The following is a 15,870-nucleotide window of genomic DNA, read 5'->3' as shown; positions in this document are numbered from 1 at the left end:
GGCCGGTCAGTCGAAGGCGCGCAGCAGCATCCGCAACACGCCCACGATCCCCCGCCCTATCCATCCGAACGCGCCCATTTCCGCGGCCAACTCTCCCGCGTCAGCAGCCGCGTCCGCCCGGTCGCCCTGAGTGCGGCATCGTGAACACGAACGAGGCCACCGCCTCCTTTGCCCGCCGCACTTCCTGCATGTCGTCATGACGGCCATTCTTCCTTCTGGGAAGGGCTCCGCAGAACACTGCGGTCACGGCATCCCTCTCCCTCAGGCGATCTCATGGTGAAACGACCTGTGAGGCCGGTTCCGGCGGTGCGGAGTCCAGACGTCGCCACTGCGGTTGGAACTGTGGCACCGGAAAGCACTCGGATCGTCGAGGCCTTGTCGGCGCTTAGGCGGCGTTCAGCTGCGGTGATGCCCTCTTCTCGTTCATGACGCAGTCGGCGTTCCGCGGGATAAAAGGCCTCTCTCGTGGTACTGGAACGGTCATGACTTTCCGAGTCCGTGCAACGGAGTTCGTACGCGCAGAGGTCTTGCCGGCGGGGCGTTTCGTGCGGCATGCGTGGACGGTGCCGGGTCGCGAGAGGGCTTTGGCGGTGCAGTCGCTGAAGGCGGCTCTGGCGGCCTTGCTGGCGTGGTTGATCGCCCGCTGGTGGCTGGAAGCGCCACTGCCGTACATCGCGCCTTGGGTCGCTGTCGTCCTCGTGCGATCCACCGTCTATCAGTCGTACACCCAAGCGCTGCAGCAGTTGGCTGCCATCGCCATGGGCACCGTCCTAGCCACGGCGGGCGGAATGGCCCTGGGCGATCCGACGGCGGCGATGGCCGTGGTTCTTCCTCTCACCATGCTGCTCAGCAACTGGGGCAGGCTGGGAGACCAAGGGCTCTACAGCGCGACCGCAGCGCTGTTCGCTCTCTCGTTCGGTGAACCGAGTGTCGGGGCGGCCAGCGTTCGGCTGCTGGAATCGGTCCTCGGCGCTGCCGTAGGCGTGGGGGTCAACATGCTCGTCCTGCCGCCTGTGTACCTGCGTAGCACCCAGAACGCTGTAGGCGAAGTGATCGAAGAGGCGACTCGGGTGTTCACCTCCATCGCTGAAGGGCTGGCCACCTCGTGGGAGGAACGGCAGGCCCGGGACTGGTACCGGCGGACCCGCCGCCTCAATGGCCTCATCGCGCAGGCCCGCTCCGCCCTGGACTGGAGCAAGGAGAGCGCCCGGTTCAATCCGCAACGCCGACACCGGGCGAAGCTGAGGGATCTTGAGGGCCCGTTCCAACATTCCCTGTATCTGTTTGATCAGCTCACGGACTATCTCAACAACCTGACACGCACGCTTGTGGAGGCAGCGGATCAGCACGCCAGCAGTCCACGGCCTACGGAGGGGGTGACGGCCCGTTACTCCTGGTTCCTCAGCCGGGCAGGAGCTGCTGTTGAGGCGTACGGCGGCCTCAGCGAGGGCGACGGAGAGGCCGCACTTGGTCGTTTCAGCACAGCGGTCGACGAGGTACGCAGCGCCCATGACGAACTGCGCCACTCGCTGAGAGACGCTGACACTTCCCATCCGGAGTGGATGACGCTCTACGGATCCCTCCTCGCCGATGCCCGCAGGCTGACCGAAGAGCTGCTGGCCGAGCAGTCACGTCACAGGGACGGCCTGTGAATCGGAGGTAGTTGGGCGGGCGCGTTGCCAGAGGTCCACGTGGGTCAGGCGGAGCGAGCAGGGCATCAGGCAGCCGGCTCGGTGTCGCAGCTCCAGGGTTCGGCAATCGAGGCGGCTGCGGTGTGGGGTGCGAGACAGGTCGGCCTCAGTCAGTCTGTGTCGGTGATACGAAGACTGCGTGCCACGGTGGCCAGAGTGTGGGCGTCGCGCAGGTTCGTCCGAGAGATTCCGGCGGACGGAGCAGACCAGTCCGCTCGGTGCCCGGCCGGTCCGCGATGCGGCACGTTCGAGTGTCCTGGCTTTCGGGAGCGGGATCAACGAGCGGCGGTCTGCGCATCCGCCGCGATGAGCGCGACCGACTCTCTGACCGCATCCAGCGCCGCTGTTCGTTCGTGGTGGTTCATACGGGCCGGCCCATAGGTGACCACGGGGTCGAGCACCTGGAGGCCGACGAACTCCAGCATCCCGCGGTGGATGTGGAACAGGAAATCGTCCAGCGGACCAAAGGCGCCACCAGGCCGGAACGACTCACTGGGCCCCCCTGTCGTGAACAGCAGCATCGCTCGCTTTCCGGCGAGCGCCGCGTCACCGAAGAGTCCGTAGTCCCCTCCGAAGACCCCGCCCATCACGAAGACCCGGTCCACCCATCCCTTGAGGATGGCGGGCAGCGAGAACCACCACATCGGGAACGACAGCACGAGCAGATCAGCGGCAAGCAGCCGGTCGAGATGGTCCTTGACGGCCGGGTCGAGCGTCCCGTCCTCAACCGCGCGCTGCTGCTCGGCCTGTGGCTTGAAGTGCCCTTCCACCGGTCCGAACTCCTCGCGCGCGAGGACCGGCGCCCATGCGTCGGAGTAGAGGTCGAGGACGTCGACTTGATACCCGGCATCGCGCAGGGCCTGAGCCGCGGTGGTCATCTGGGCCGTGCCGAACGAGTGGGGCTCAGGATGAGCATGAACGATCAGGGCGGTGGGAGCAGCACGGAAGGTCGACATGAGAAGATCATATCGACGTATTGCGATTCGTCAATCAGATGGCGGCGCCAATCGCTTCCGCCACCTGCGCCAGGCGCTCCTGATCGCGTCTGTAGTGGGTCCACTTGCCCACCCGGGTGGGACGCACGAGTCCCGCCCGTTCGAGCGTGCTCATATAACTGGAGACGGTTGACTGGGCGAGTCCCGACTTCGCCTGAATGTGCGTGACGCACACACCGACCGACTGACGGTCCGCGATCGGCTCGTACTCGCCGAAGTGCGCTTCGGGGTCCTTCAGCCACTGCATGATCTGCAATCGGGCTGGATTGCCAAGGGCCTTGAAGACCTCGATCAGATCCCCCGGACCCAACCCTGCTGTCGCGGCCACAGGTCACCTCTCTCGCCAGACGCTCCGACGCACCACTATATCCCGATATTGCGATATCTCACGCCGCTGGATTGCGACGGTGCTGAGTGGTTGTTTCCAAGCCGTTGAGGCAGGGCGTCCGACCGGATGCGGTGTCGTGTTCGCCCCGGTCCCGCTCCAGGCCGTGGCGGGGGAAGCGCCGCCCGCGCAGGTCCTGGCGGGGGTACCCGACGGGACCGGGGTGCGCCGCATCACCCGCTGACCGGCCACCCTCGGACACCGCACCAGTCACCCACCGGCTCTCAACGAACCCGCAGACCGGAAACAACGCCTCAGGCGCGGCGGACACGCCAGAGCCATGCTGCCGTGCCGACCAGCAGGGCGAGGGTCGCCAGGTTGGCAAGGAGGGCCGGGGTGTCGCCGGCCGGGGCGGCGCTGGAGCCTATCCAGATGCCGATGGCGACGGTCGGCAGGACGGCGGCAAGCAGTACGCCGGTGGTCTTCTGGACGGCGGTCCAGTGCACCGAGGTGCAGAGAAGTACCGCACCGATGACACGGAACAAGGTGCTGCAGAACTGCAGGGCGGGGACGTCGGGGAAGGCCGCCGCGAAGAGGAAGGGGAGGGTGAGCATCAGGAGCGGGATCAGAGGGTGCACCTTGCCGCGCCGGGCGGGTGCGTCGGCACCGCTCCGGGCCAGGGTTCCGGCGGCCCCGTTCCCCGCCTCGGCCAGTGCCGTTGCCGCGATCGTGCGGGGATCCCCCAGCTCCCCGAGGATCTCGCCGATCGCGGCGCCGGGGCGTTCGGCGCGCGTCACCTCGATGTGCTCGGCGAGGTCGGCGAGGAGTTCCTGGCGACGGTCGGTGGGGAGTGTGGAGGCCTCGCGCTCTACGGCGGAGAGGTAGTCGCGTACAAGGTCGGCAGAGGTCTTCATGCGAGGTCTCCGGTGGAGGGGTGCGGGGTGGTCAGGAAGGCGTCGACGGCGTCGCGGAAGCCGGGCCAGACGCGGGTGAACTCGTCGAGCGCGGCCCGGCCGCTGTCGGTGAGTGCGTAGTAGCGGCGGGGAGGGCCGGAGGCGGACTCCTGCCAGGTGGTGGTGACCAGGTCGTCGCGCCGGAGCCGGGAGAGCAGCGGGTAGACCGTGCCCTGGCTGGTGGCCAGGGCACCGGACTCCTCCAAGGCGCGAAGGAGTTCCACGCCGTAGCGGGGACGGTCCCGCATCAGGGCGAGTACGCAGTACTCCAGGACCCCCTTGCGCAGCTGGGCGGCCGCCCGGGCCTGCTTGGTTGAATCACCTGGTTCCATGCGATGCAAGATACCTGGTCGGACAAGTAGATGGGAAGTGGGGGCGCCGCGGAGCCCTTGCCTCATCGGTCCGGTGGTGCTGGTGCTTACGCCCTTCTCGGTCGCCATCAGGCCACGATCAGGCGGGTGACTCGACAAACCCGCAGATCGGAAACAACTCCTGACATCGAGCCAGGGCGGCATGCGACCGGCCTGCCGAGGCTCCGGGCCGGGAGCCCAGCGGCCTGCGGTAGCGAGCGTTCCACTCCGCGGCCATCCGGTCGCCACCGCACCCTTCGACACCCTTGACCCGCAGGGGCGCCCGGTGGCCGGCGAGCACATCCGTGATGGTGCAGACCCCGCACAGACTCCGAGGCCCATCGCACGCAATCGTGGCGTGCGAGCGTCGGCCGGGGGGTGTCGACTCCAGTCTGTCGATCGTCGAGATTCTGATGACGTCGGGCCTACTGGGCCACTTTCGGCCATGGCCGACTTTCTCTCCATCACGTACGTGCTCCCCGAGTCGGGGCCGCCGAAGGAGAAGTACAGCTGTAGCTCCTGGCACGTGTCGCGGCGCATGTGGAACGTCCACGTGTAGGTCTCGGGCGCCCGTACGCGGGCCTCCGGAGGAACGCCCGCCGCTCCCACTCCCGACGAACGGTCGAGGCCGTACGGGCCGTGAGGGTCTGGCGCAGATGTTGCCCCCGGTCGGCATCGTCGGCCAGTGTCCAGGTTCCCGTACCGGAGACCCGCCAGCCGTCGCCGAAGTCGAATTCCTCACCGTCCAACAAGGTGATGGAGGCCGATCCATCACGCCGCAGGGTGAGTTGCGTGCTCAATGCAGCGCCAAGTCGCCAATATCTCGGCCGTCGCGACGTCGTGGATCCTGGGTACCTCGGCATACGTGTAGGGCCCGCAGCCGACCAGTGCGGCCAAGGCTGTCAGGGCCGGGCCACTCGCCGTCGGAGCTGGGATAGGCCGCCGAGCAGCGGGCGCGCATCATGCACAGCGCGAACAGGAGCTGTCCCAGCACGGGGATGACCAGCACGACGAAGACACGCGGTTCGCTCAGTAGACGGTCGCCGCAGCATGGCCATCCTGTCAGGAATATTGAACACGTTCAATAAGCGGCAGTGGTTCGTCGCTGTGACTGTTCGGCTGCGGCCGTGACTTTGGCCGTGGCCGTGGCTGTGCGATCGAGCCTGAGTGCCAGCTGCGGAGAGCATCTCGGCCCGCCCGCGCCCCCGGGGCCGTACCGTCGTCGCCCGGGACAACCAGCTGAGCCGTCAGTAACCGTCTTGTGCATGAACGCGGCCCCAGTTGGCCATGGCATTGCCCAGTCCCCGCGGCTGCGACAGCGGCGCCTCCCGCTCCGGGAAGCCCCCCTCCCCCGATATCCGCCGCCGCCGCGCCCGCCTGCTGTCCTTGAGCCCGGCCAACTCTCACCCGTCGCCTGTGAGCGCACCCTCTGCCGACTCGTTTCTCCTCAATGCGCCCCCCGCGGACACGCTGGACACACTCGCTTCGCGACCTCGATGGGTTCGTGAGTCCACGGGGGACAGCAAGCGACACCGGCACGCCGACTTCGGCCCACTCAGCCCGCGAAACGGGCCATCCATGCCTCGACGTCGTCCGCCGACCGCGGCAGGCCCGCTGACAGGTTCTCGTGACCATCGTCGGTGACGACCAAGTCGTCCTCGATCCGGACGCCGATGCCGCGCCATTCCTCGGGCACGGTGAGATCGTCCGGCTGGAAGTACAGGCCGGGCTCGACGGTGAGCACCATGCCCGGCTCGAGCACCCCGTCGACGTACGCCTCATTCCGGGCCTGCGCACAGTCATGGACGTCCAGGCCGAGCATGTGGCCGGTGCCGGCCATGGTGAAGCGGCGCTGGAGGCCGAGTTCGTACGCGCGGTCGGCCGGGCCTTCGATGAAGCCCCAGTCGACCAGACGGGCCGCCAGGTGGCGCTGGGCCGCCTCGTGGAAGTCGCGGTATGCGGCGCCCGGCTTGACGGCGGCCATGCCCGCCTCCTGAGCCTCGTACACCGCGTCGTAAACCTTGCGCTGCAGCGGCGTGAAGGTCCCGCTGATCGGCAGCGTACGCGTGACGTCGGCGGTGTAGAGCGTGTGCGTCTCCACGCCCGCGTCGAGCAGGAGCAGGTCGCCCGGGCGGACCGGACCGTCGTTGTCCGTCCAGTGCATGATCGTGGCGTGCTCGCCGGCGGCGCAGATCGAGCCGTAGCCGACGGAGTTGCCCTCGAGACGGGCGCGACGGAAGAACGTGCCCTCGATCCATCGCTCGGACGACGCAACCGCCCCCGAGAGCTCACCGATCACATCGGTGAATCCGCGCACGGTGGAGTCCACGGCCTTGCGGAGCTCGGCGATCTCCCATTCGTCCTTGACGAGGCGGAGATCGCTGAGCGCTCCCTCCAGTTCGGCGTCGCGCTCCTCTTCGCTGGTGACGGCGTCCTCCAGGGACGTGTCGAGACCACGGACGATCCGGGTGGGCGCACCGGAGCCGGCCGCCAGGTCGCGGGCCGCCGTGCGGACGTCGCGGCAGGGCAGGCCGAGCACACGCTCCGCCTCGGCGAGAGAGCGACGCCGGCCCATCCACAGCTCCGCCGTGGCGCCGGTCCAGAACTCGTCGTCGTCCCTGCCGTCGCGTGGCAGCTGGTAGCAGTAGGCGTCGTGGCCGCCGTCCGCACGGGGTTCGAGGACGAGCGCGCCGTCCCGGGCCTGGTCTCCGGTCATGTGTACGTAGCCGGAGTAAGGGCGGAACGAGTAAGTGTCGTCGTTGGAGCGGACCTTGAGGTTCCCGGAGGGGATCACGAGGCGTTCGCCGGGGAAGAGCGCGGAGAGCTCGGCGCGGCGGCGGGCCGCGTGCGGAGCCTGCTCGGCGAGCCGCAGGTCGTGCTGCTCGGTGTCTGCCCAGCCCGTCCGCATCAGCGCGGACAGTTCCTCGGAGATCTCTGAGTAGAGACCGTTCTTCCGGCCTTTCGCCATGTCAACACCTTCTTCTGGGTGGATTCCTCAGCGGCGAGGGCGAGGGCAGAGAAGCACGCGGACAGGCCGAGCTCCTTCCCGGTGGGGCCGGGCGCCCTCGCTGCCGCCGGTCGCCGACGGCTCCTGGACGGTATCCCCCACCGCGCGCGCTTGGTGCCCGAGAGTGCCACTGGCACAGATCAGCCATCGCTCCCAGGGGAGCCGTCGATAATGCGGCGTATGACGAACGCGAAAATCGGCGAGGCCCTTCGGCTGCTGGGAATCGATCACGCGGCGTGCCAGGTCTATCTGGCGCTGCTTGAGCTGTCCCCCGCTCCGCTGAGTGCGATCGGAACCACAACCGGTCTGGGCGATGCTGAACTCGCCACGGCGTACGGCGCGCTGGTCGACGCGGGTCTGGCCAGTGCCGCCGAGGTGGGTGCGGACGTGGTGGCCCCGGTTCCGCCCACCGCGGGCCTGGAGATCCTGGCCCGGCACCGGGCGGCCGAGGTCGAGGAGTCGCGTATCGCCGTCGGGGGCGCATTCGAGTCGTTCCGGCGTCAGCGGCTCGCCGCGTACAACGACGATCTGGTCGAGGTCGTCACCGGCGACGCCATCGGCCCCAGGGTCCGTCACGCCTGGGCGAGCGCTCGTGATCAGATTCGGCAGTTCGAGTCCCCGCCGTACTTCCCCTTGCCGGGCGCCACTGACGACGCGCTGGCCACGCTCGCCCGCGGTGTGACGCAGCGCGTCGTGTACTCACGGGAGTCGCTGGAGCATCCGGGGCACCTCAAGGACGTCATCGAACCGTGTGTCAAGGCCGGCGAGCAGGCCAGGGTACTGCCCTCGGTGCCGGTCAAACTGGTGATCATCGACGAGGCGTACGCGCTCGTGTCGCTGTCGATCAAAGAGGCCGACGTGCACAACACCATGCTGGTCGTGCAGCCGTGCGGCCTGCTCTCCGCTCTCATGGCACTGTTCGAGCAATCCTGGCAGAACGCCCTGCCGTTCCACGGCCGCACCACCGGCCCGGGCGGCCTGCCGCCCGCCGACCGGCGCCTCCTGTGGCTCCTGGCGGGTGGTGCGAGCGACGACGTCATCGCCCGCGAGTTGGGAATCAGTCGCCGCACGCTGTTCCGCCGTCTGCAGGTCCTGATGGCCCGGCTGGGCGCCGCGAACCGCTTCCAGATGGCTTTGCAGGCACAGCGGTGTGGATGGTTGTGACCCGTAAGCCCGCCGGGCGAAACCCGGGCGGGCAGCTCGGCCCGCCCGCTCGCCTGCGACCGCGCCGACCATGGGGGTGGCCACGTGGGTGACCACGGAGGCGTAGGCCCCTTCGCCCCGACAGCGGGTCGGGCCGTCTGTCCCTGTCGGCCACCGAGGGCTGACGTCCAGGACACGGTCCTAGGCACCCTCGGTGGGGTCGTGGAACGGCTCCTCGGTGCAGTCGTGGAACAGCCCCACGGCACTGGTGCCGGCGTTGCTGCACGCCACGCCCATACGTACGTACAGGCTGCGCGCCCGCAGCACAACGGGATCGGCCGCAGGTCACAGCGCCGCGATCTGGAGCACGAGCTTGCCCGTCGTCGTGCCTGACTCAATACGGCGGTGGGCCTCGGCAACCTGTTCCAGGGGCAGGGTTTCGACCTGTACTCGCAGGTCTCCTGTTGCTGCGGCCGCCACCGCCCGGCGCAGCGCCTGGCCCGTCTCCTGGGGGGAGGCGGCAGAGAAGGCGGCCAGGTTGAAGCCGCTGACGGTCTTGTTTCCGCTTCGCTGCCCACGGTGCCGACCACACGGCCCGCGCCCAGGAGGTGCGCGGCCTGGCCGAGCTGGCTTCCGGCACCGCCGGCCGCCGCATGGATCAGGACACTCTCTCCGGGCTCGATCCGGGCCACCCGGTCGAGCACGAGAAACGCACGGCCCATGTCTGGCCCACTCCCCCGGAGATCAGCGCCACCAGTTCGGCAGGTGTCCCGGAGGGGAGGGCGAGGCGCCGCACGGCGGCTCGTACTCCATTCCATGCCACCGAGCCGCCGCGCCCACGCAAGGACTCAGCCACGCCCGGTAAGAGCGGTGTATCCGTCAGGGTCCGGGGTAGGCGAGGCGGCGAATGACTCATGTGAGTTGACGGTGAATTGGAGACGCCCGGTGCTGATGGCCCACCCCGCGGTTCTGCGGAATCTCGTCGAGCAGTACGACACCCTGCGCATCCTGCACGCGGAAGACGGCGACGCGGAGGTGCGGCAACGGATGGACGACATCGCCTACACGCTCTGCGTGTCCACCGGCACCCGTGATGTCGACGCCGCTCTCATCGCCGCACGCCACCAACTGCCCGGCGCGCGCCCCCAGGATGACTCCGTTCTCACCACGCCCACGCCCTGACCAGAGATAGCCGGCCAGGGAAACGAACCGCCTCGTCCGCGAACGGCATGTGCGCCATCGAGCTCTCCCCGTACGCGGACGAGTGCGGGAACCCATTCCGTACACCACTCCTGTCCGCAAGGACGCGCGATGACTGAACTCTCGTAGGTCACCGTGCACCGACCGGCACCAGGTCGTGAGCCAGGAACAGCGGCACGTGTCCCCGTGCGACGTCCTCGCCGGTGCTGCCGGGCTGGTCGGCCCACCACCGGGCGCCATCCTCTTCGACGGCTCGCAGCAGTATGCCTTCGCGTATCGCCCACGGGCAGACCGTGACGGTCTCGGAGCCGGTCAGGCGCAGCGTTTCGTGTGCGACCAGTGCGCCGGCCAGGGACTGCTTGGCCCGTGGGCGGGAGATCCCGGGCAGGCGTGCCCGCTGGTCAGGAGGCAGGCGGCGTAGTCGCCGCACCGCGCTGCGCAGGTCCTTCTGCGTCAGCTCACGGTCCTCGAACGGGTCTGCCTGTTCCGAAGCCGCTCCGCACAGCCGGGCCAGCTGCTGGAACGTACGGGAGGTGACCACCGTCGTGCGGGGCGACTCCCACCGCATGCGTGCAGCGGCGTCCTCCAGGTGTTGGCGTACGTGCCGGCGCAGCGCTCTGACCGATTGGGCCGACGGCACGTCCTGGCCGGCGAAGAACTCGCGTGTCAGACGTCCCGCGCCCAGCGGCAGAGAGACCGCGTAGTCCGGCAGCGCCCCCCGGCCGCATGCCACCTCGAGCGAGCCCCCGCCGATGTCGAGCAGCCCCAGCGAACCTGCGCGCCAGCCCATCCAGCGCCGCGCCGCCAGGAACGTCAGCTCCGCCTCCGTCTTTCCCGGCAGGAGTTTCAGCGTGACCCCGCTGCCCTGTTCGACGGCACGGCAGATCTCGCGCCGGTTCGGGGCATCCCGCACCACAGCGGTGGCGAACGCGTACGGTTCGCCTCCACCATGACGCCACGCTTCCCTGTTCGCCTCCGCCACGGCATGCGTCAGGTCTCTGATCGATGCGTCATCCAACCGGCGGTCCGGCCCGACACGCTCGGCGAGGCGTAACGGCCACTTCGCCGTGTGCACCGGCACAGGGGCCTGACCCGCCATATCCGCCACGACCAGCCGGACCGTGTTCGAGCCCGCATCGATCACACCCGTTCTCATCTCCTCCGCCTACCCACACCCGCGACGCCCGATTCCTGAGGTCGGCCGGCAAGGCAGCGACGAGGGTGGCGGTGGCCGCCCGTAGGCGTAGGACCGGCCGACATGCCAGTTGGTTCACGCCCACCCGAGCGCGAGGCGCAGGCATCAGTACCAGAGCAGCCGACGGGCAACGACAAAACAAAGGGGGGCGGTACGCAACCGCGTACCGCCCCCCATGCCACTGAACCTTGCACCCTCACTGGCCGGCCCTTAGCCGAAAGCGGAGAAGGGGCGCTCCTCCCCGCCTGGCCGCGCGGAGGGGCGCAAGCCGCTCCAGTCGAGCGCCTGACGCGCCTGGCGCTGTACCTGCTCGGCCGCGTCTCGCGCCTCGGTCAGGACGTCTCCGCGTTCTTTCAGCAAACGGTCGTAGATCGGCGGGTGCCCAGATATCTCTGCAGTGTTCATGGGACCCGATCCTCCATGTTCCCGGGCCCTCCTGTCAGGTCGGGGCTGCGTGTCATTGGCCACCAAACAGAAAGCCGATGGGCGCGCCATGTCACCGGACCCATCACCGTGGTAGCACGTCGTCGCCCGAATCCCTTGCTGTTCCCAGCAGTTCGGCGCCTGGGCCAACCAGGAGCGCCGGGCAGTCGCAGCTCGCGAAGGGCCGGAGGGCCACATGGACGGCGGCCTCAGCGGCTGTTTCGTGTCGGGTCTCCTTCGTCCGCACGAGCCCTGGCTGGTGAACTACGCCCGCCGCGAGCGCACCTACACGCCCATGCACACGGCTCTGGTGTGCGATCTGGTCGTGAAGACGTCCGAGGCGAAGGCGTTGCACCGCCTCGGCGATCCGGAGTGGCTGGGTGCGGTGGTTGCCCCCCTGGCGCCGACGCCGCGTGGTCGCCGACTCGAACGCGCGCTGTTCGGCTGGCTCAGCGGACTCGGTCGTAGACCAGAGCCAACGTGCCGTAGTCGCCCGCAGCCTGGCTGACAAGCGCCCACTGCGCGGCGGGCAGGCCGTCGTCGAAGAGGCGCGGCCCGCCGCCGAGGAAGACCGGGAAGATCGTGAGTGCCAGCCGGTCGACCTGGTCGGCGGCCAGCAGCGCCTTGATGACGCTGGCACTGCTGAGTACGAGGATGTCCCCGCCCTCGGTGGCCTTGAGATCCGCGACCACATCGGGTGCCGACTTGTCGACGATCGTCGTCCGCTCCCACGGCGTCTCGCCGAGGCTGGAGGAGAGGACCACCTTGTCGGTGTCGACGAGCCACTTCGCGAAGCCCTCGTCCCGCGGGTCGACCCCTTCCCTGCCGATGACCGTGGGCCAGAAACCCAGAAAGCCCTCGGCGTTGACCCGACCGAGCAGGGCCGTCGTGGCCTGCTCCCAAAGGCTGGTCATGTGGTCGCGGGCGACGTCGGTGTGGGCGTACGGCATCACCCAGCTCATGTCCTGAGGGTCGACCGGCTTGGCGTAGTGGCCGTCGAGGGAGAGGCTCATGTTGGTGACGACCCTGCGGCCGGCGGTCTGCTCTGTCACTTCGTGCTCCTCGTGTCGGTGTCGGGGCCGTCTGCGCTGACGGTGTCGTGCGCGTCGGCGGCGATGGCTGCCATGAGCTTGTCGAGACTCTGACCGAAGCCGATCTCGATGCCTGCGATGAAGTCCGCGGAGTCGACCGTGCTGTCAGTGATCCGCCAGTGGACGTCGAGGTCCGTGCCGGTGCCGGTGGCCCGCAGGCCGAGGTCGACGTGGGCGGTGAAGGCGAGACTGCCGTCGGGAAGGAGAGGGGAGAGCCGGTAGGCGAGGCGTTCGCCGGGATGTACGTCGTCGACGACTCCCTCCGCACGCCCGGCGACCAGGTCGGAGCCGTCGGCGTCCTCGGCATCGCGGTACTCGTGGACGATCCGCCCGCCCGGGCGTGCTTCGAAGACGAGCTCGGAGACACGGAGGTCGTCGGGCGTCCACCAGCAGGCGAGCAGAGAGGCCTCGGTCAGGTGGCGCCACACCAGCTCGGGGCGCCCCGCCAACGTCCGAAGGAACGTGAACGAGCGGCCATCGGCCCACCCCTGCTTCTGCGCGGCGAGCCGCTCCGCGTCGAGGGTGCGCCCATAGCGGTCGTAGGTCGCCCGCGAGCCATCTGCCTGGTCCGCGGTGTCGGCGAGCCGGCTGAGCGCGGCAGCCAGGTCCCGCAGGGCGGCGGGCCGGAGCGCGTAGATACGGCGCTGGCCAGTGCGCTGGGAGACGACTGCGCCGGCGCGCTCAAGGGTCTGGAGGTGCTTGGTCGTCTGCGGCTGGCGCGCCCCGGCGAGCTGGGCGAGAACGCCGACCGAGCGGGGCCGCTCGGCCAGCAGGCTGATGAGACGCCAGCGGGCCGGGTCGGCCAGTGCGGCGAGGAGTGGGTCCATGGAGAGAGTATTCCTTGTAACGAATATTCCCGTCAAGGAATATTCGCGAGGGACGAAATCGCCACGGACCCCGGCTCCGGTTCGCTCGACCGCCAGAACAAGCCGGGACCGCCCCTGCATGCATGCGCCCCTATGGCCCGCTTGCAATAGCCCGCGTACGCAATTATTGTCGACGCTTGTAAAGAGCTTCCGCACCTTAAGGATCGACGTCATGCCCCTAGCACTCCTGGCCCTCGCCATCGGGGCCTTCGGGATCGGGACCACCGAGTTCGTGATCATGGGACTGCTGCCCGAAGTCGCCGGCGACTTCGGCGTCTCCGTCCCCACCGCCGGGTACCTCGTCACGGGCTACGCCCTCGGCGTCATGTTCGGCGCTCCCCTCATGACCGTCCTCGGCACCAAGATCACCCGTAAGCGGATGCTGATGCTGCTGATGGGCCTGTTCGTCGTCGGCAATCTGCTGTCCGCCGTGGCTCCGACGTTCAGCGTCATGCTGATCGGCCGGGTGGTCGCCTCACTGGCTCACGGCGCCTTCTTCGGTATCGGTTCCGTCGTTGCCGCGGAACTGGTGGCTCCGGAGAAGAAGGCTGGGGCGATCGCGACGATGTTCACCGGCCTGACCGTCGCCAACGTCGTCGGAGTCCCGTTGGGCACCTTCGTCGGGCAGAGTGCCGGCTGGCGTATCACGTTCCTCTTCGTGGCGGCGCTGGGGCTGATCGGCCTGGCGGGGATCGCCAAGCTCGTGCCCGACCTGCCCAAGCCGGAAGGCGTACGGCTGCGCCACGAGATGAGCGCGTTCAAGAACGTGCAGGTCCTGCTCGCGATGGCCATGACCGTACTCGGCTTCGGCGGAGTGTTCGCCGCCATCACGTACATCGCCCCGATGATGACCCACGTCACCGGTTACGCCGACTCCTCGGTGACCTGGCTTCTGGTGCTGTTCGGTCTGGGCATGGTCGCCGGAAACCTGATCGGCGGGAAATACGCCGACCGCAAGCTCATGCCCATGCTCTACACGGCGCTGGGCGGCCTGGCGCTGGTACTGGCCCTGTTCACCGTCGGCGCCCACAACAAGGCAGCCGCGGCAGTGGCGGTGTTCCTGATCGGCGCCCTCGGCTTCGCCACCGTACCGCCGCTGCAGAAGCGCGTCCTGGACTACGCCCACGGCGCCCCCACCCTGGCGTCGGCCGTCAATATCGGCGCCTTCAACGCCGGTAACGCCCTCGCCGCCTGGCTCGGCGGGATCGTCATCAGCGGTGGGCTCGGCTACACCTCCCCCAACTGGGTCGGCGCACTCCTGGCCGCCTCCGCCCTGGCCCTCGCCGTGTTGTCCAGCTCTTTGGAGAAGCGGGGCGCGCGGCGCGCGCCCTCCATCGGTGAGACCGCTGCGGACGAGCAGCCTGTCGCCGTCCACTGAAGTCAGGGAAGGGCAGCATCACATCCCAGGGAAGCTCCTCCGGGAACGCGCCCTTCCTCAGTGGCCAACGGTCACCGCCGCCGCTCGTGTTTTGGGGCGGAGTGGGCACCCTCGTCTTCGACGATGGCTTCTCCGCTCCCCTGCCCCCGGCTCCCTGACCCCGGCCCCTGACCCCCAGATCTCGACCCCGGGACCCCGGCCCCCGGGCCGCCGACCCCAACCCCACCCCCAACCCAGCTTCCCGACCTACGTTCCCCACACCCGCATCAACCACCCCACAGGAGACACAGCATGACCTCCATCCCCCACATCACCCTCAACAACGGCGTCGAGATGCCGCAGCTGGGGTTCGGTGTCTTCCAGGTCCCCGACGAGGAGACCACCGCCGCTGTGAGCACGGCACTCGCGGCCGGCTACCGCAGCATCGACACGGCTGCGATCTACGGCAACGAGCGCGGTGTAGGCCGTGCCCTCGCCGATTCGGGAATCAGCCGGGACGAGCTGTTCGTCACCACCAAGCTGTGGAACGCCGACCAGGGCTACGACAGTGCCCTCGCGGCGTTCGACGCCTCGCTGGACAAGCTTGATCTCGACCACGTCGATCTGTACCTGATCCACTGGCCCACCCCCGCACGCAACCTGTACACCGACACCTGGCGCGCCCTCGAGAGGCTGCTGGCCGACGGACGTACGCGCGCGATCGGCGTCTCCAACTTCCAGCCGGATCACCTCCAGCGCCTCCTGGACCACGGCAACACCGTGCCGGCCGTCAACCAGGTCGAGCTCCACCCGGGGCTGCAGCAGAAGGAACTGCGCGAGTTCCACGCCCAGCACGGCATCGTCACCGAGGCATGGAGTCCGCTCGCCCAGGGTGCGCTGCTCAAGGACGAGGCGATCACATCCATCGCCGCTCGTCATGACGTGACACCTGCTCAGGTCGTCCTGCGCTGGCACCTGCAGATCGGGAACGTGGTCATCCCCAAGTCCGTCACGCCGCAGCGTATCCGCCAGAACCTCGACGTCTTCGGCTTCGAACTCACGGATGCCGACGTCGAGGCCATCACCTCGCTCGACAGCGGCATGCGCACCGGCCCCGACCCCGACACCCTCAACTGACACCGGCCGATCCTGGGGGGGGCAGGGGGGGATCCGGGCCACAAGGGGGAGGGGGCACTGAAAAAAGAAACCACCACCAGGTGGAGGGGATGGGAGAGATGGTTTTCCCCAACAGGAGGGGAGACAGTAGAACCAGA

General features: G+C 68.6%; 16 protein-coding genes. 5 read left to right on the top strand and 11 right to left on the bottom strand.

Annotated elements, in window-relative coordinates; genetic code table 11:
- Positions 1 to 590 precede the first annotated feature (590 nt).
- Positions 591 to 1,652: an FUSC family protein gene (locus AC07FA_RS27510; RefSeq protein WP_479079005.1), complete on the top strand. Its 1,062-nt coding sequence runs from the start codon at positions 591 to 593 to the stop codon at positions 1,650 to 1,652.
- A 314-nt stretch (positions 1,653 to 1,966) separates the two neighbouring features.
- Here AC07FA_RS27510 and AC07FA_RS27505 read toward each other — a convergent pair whose 3' ends face one another.
- The 5 genes from AC07FA_RS27505 to AC07FA_RS27485 all read right to left on the bottom strand — a co-directional run bounded on the left by AC07FA_RS27505 (position 1,967) and on the right by AC07FA_RS27485 (position 7,282).
- Entirely contained in the window at positions 1,967 to 2,647 is a 681-nt protein-coding gene (locus tag AC07FA_RS27505) for an NAD(P)H-dependent oxidoreductase (RefSeq protein WP_479079004.1), read from the bottom strand.
- 34 nt (positions 2,648 to 2,681) lie between these two features.
- Entirely contained in the window at positions 2,682 to 3,014 is a 333-nt protein-coding gene (locus AC07FA_RS27500) for an ArsR/SmtB family transcription factor (protein ID WP_479079003.1), read from the bottom strand.
- Positions 3,015 to 3,325: 311 nt separating this feature from the next.
- Positions 3,326 to 3,925 (bottom strand): HAAS signaling domain-containing protein, encoded by a 600-nt coding sequence (locus AC07FA_RS27495; RefSeq protein WP_479079002.1) that lies wholly within the window; start codon positions 3,923 to 3,925, stop codon positions 3,326 to 3,328.
- Positions 3,922 to 4,296, bottom strand: coding sequence for a PadR family transcriptional regulator (locus tag AC07FA_RS27490; protein ID WP_479079001.1), 375 nt, complete (start codon positions 4,294 to 4,296; stop codon positions 3,922 to 3,924). The genes AC07FA_RS27495 and AC07FA_RS27490 overlap by 4 nt, the downstream gene beginning before the upstream one ends.
- 1,573 nt (positions 4,297 to 5,869) lie before the next feature.
- Positions 5,870 to 7,282: an aminopeptidase P family protein gene (locus AC07FA_RS27485; protein ID WP_479079000.1), complete on the bottom strand. Its 1,413-nt coding sequence runs from the start codon at positions 7,280 to 7,282 to the stop codon at positions 5,870 to 5,872.
- A gap of 219 nt (positions 7,283 to 7,501) precedes the next feature.
- On the opposite strand from AC07FA_RS27485, the gene AC07FA_RS27480 reads away from it, so the two are divergent.
- Positions 7,502 to 8,485, top strand: a complete 984-nt coding sequence (locus tag AC07FA_RS27480) for a LuxR family transcriptional regulator (RefSeq protein WP_479078999.1) — start codon at positions 7,502 to 7,504, stop codon at positions 8,483 to 8,485.
- A 180-nt stretch (positions 8,486 to 8,665) separates the two neighbouring features.
- Here the strand turns inward: AC07FA_RS27480 and AC07FA_RS27475 are convergent, their stop codons facing one another.
- Both AC07FA_RS27475 and AC07FA_RS27470 read right to left on the bottom strand, forming a co-directional pair.
- A complete protein-coding gene (locus AC07FA_RS27475; protein WP_479078998.1) occupies positions 8,666 to 8,791 on the bottom strand; it encodes a hypothetical protein in 126 nt (41 codons plus the stop codon).
- Positions 8,792 to 8,809: 18 nt separating this feature from the next.
- The gene (locus AC07FA_RS27470) at positions 8,810 to 9,001 is read right to left on the bottom strand and encodes a zinc-binding dehydrogenase (RefSeq protein ID WP_479079144.1); all 192 of its coding nucleotides are present in this window, start codon (positions 8,999 to 9,001) and stop codon (positions 8,810 to 8,812) included.
- Positions 9,002 to 9,409: 408 nt separating this feature from the next.
- On the opposite strand from AC07FA_RS27470, the gene AC07FA_RS27465 reads away from it, so the two are divergent.
- Positions 9,410 to 9,646, top strand: coding sequence for a DUF5133 domain-containing protein (locus AC07FA_RS27465; RefSeq protein WP_479079143.1), 237 nt, complete (start codon positions 9,410 to 9,412; stop codon positions 9,644 to 9,646).
- A 148-nt stretch (positions 9,647 to 9,794) separates the two neighbouring features.
- Here AC07FA_RS27465 and AC07FA_RS27460 read toward each other — a convergent pair whose 3' ends face one another.
- The 4 genes from AC07FA_RS27460 to AC07FA_RS27445 all read right to left on the bottom strand — a co-directional run bounded on the left by AC07FA_RS27460 (position 9,795) and on the right by AC07FA_RS27445 (position 13,200).
- The gene (locus tag AC07FA_RS27460) at positions 9,795 to 10,820 is read right to left on the bottom strand and encodes a Ppx/GppA phosphatase family protein (RefSeq protein WP_479078997.1); all 1,026 of its coding nucleotides are present in this window, start codon (positions 10,818 to 10,820) and stop codon (positions 9,795 to 9,797) included.
- Positions 10,821 to 11,069: 249 nt separating this feature from the next.
- On the bottom strand, positions 11,070 to 11,264 hold the full coding sequence (locus AC07FA_RS27455; protein WP_479078996.1) for a hypothetical protein: 195 nt from the start codon (positions 11,262 to 11,264) through the stop codon (positions 11,070 to 11,072).
- A gap of 467 nt (positions 11,265 to 11,731) precedes the next feature.
- The gene (locus AC07FA_RS27450; protein WP_479078995.1) at positions 11,732 to 12,334 is read right to left on the bottom strand and encodes a dihydrofolate reductase family protein; all 603 of its coding nucleotides are present in this window, start codon (positions 12,332 to 12,334) and stop codon (positions 11,732 to 11,734) included.
- Positions 12,331 to 13,200 (bottom strand): metalloregulator ArsR/SmtB family transcription factor, encoded by an 870-nt coding sequence (locus AC07FA_RS27445; protein ID WP_479078994.1) that lies wholly within the window; start codon positions 13,198 to 13,200, stop codon positions 12,331 to 12,333. The genes AC07FA_RS27450 and AC07FA_RS27445 overlap by 4 nt, the downstream gene beginning before the upstream one ends.
- A gap of 211 nt (positions 13,201 to 13,411) precedes the next feature.
- On the opposite strand from AC07FA_RS27445, the gene AC07FA_RS27440 reads away from it, so the two are divergent.
- Together AC07FA_RS27440 and AC07FA_RS27435 are read left to right on the top strand one after the other, a co-directional pair.
- Positions 13,412 to 14,617 (top strand): MFS transporter, encoded by a 1,206-nt coding sequence (locus AC07FA_RS27440; protein WP_479078993.1) that lies wholly within the window; start codon positions 13,412 to 13,414, stop codon positions 14,615 to 14,617.
- Positions 14,618 to 14,908: 291 nt separating this feature from the next.
- Complete coding sequence (locus tag AC07FA_RS27435) at positions 14,909 to 15,733, top strand: aldo/keto reductase (RefSeq protein WP_479078992.1); 825 nt, start codon at positions 14,909 to 14,911, stop codon at positions 15,731 to 15,733.
- The last annotated feature ends 137 nt before the right edge of the window (positions 15,734 to 15,870 follow it).

It is taken from the genome of Streptomyces sp. NPDC045968 (genome assembly GCF_056430475.1).
The sequence above is the reverse complement of the archived record's forward strand: the minus strand, read 5'-3'. Positions and strand labels throughout refer to the sequence as shown.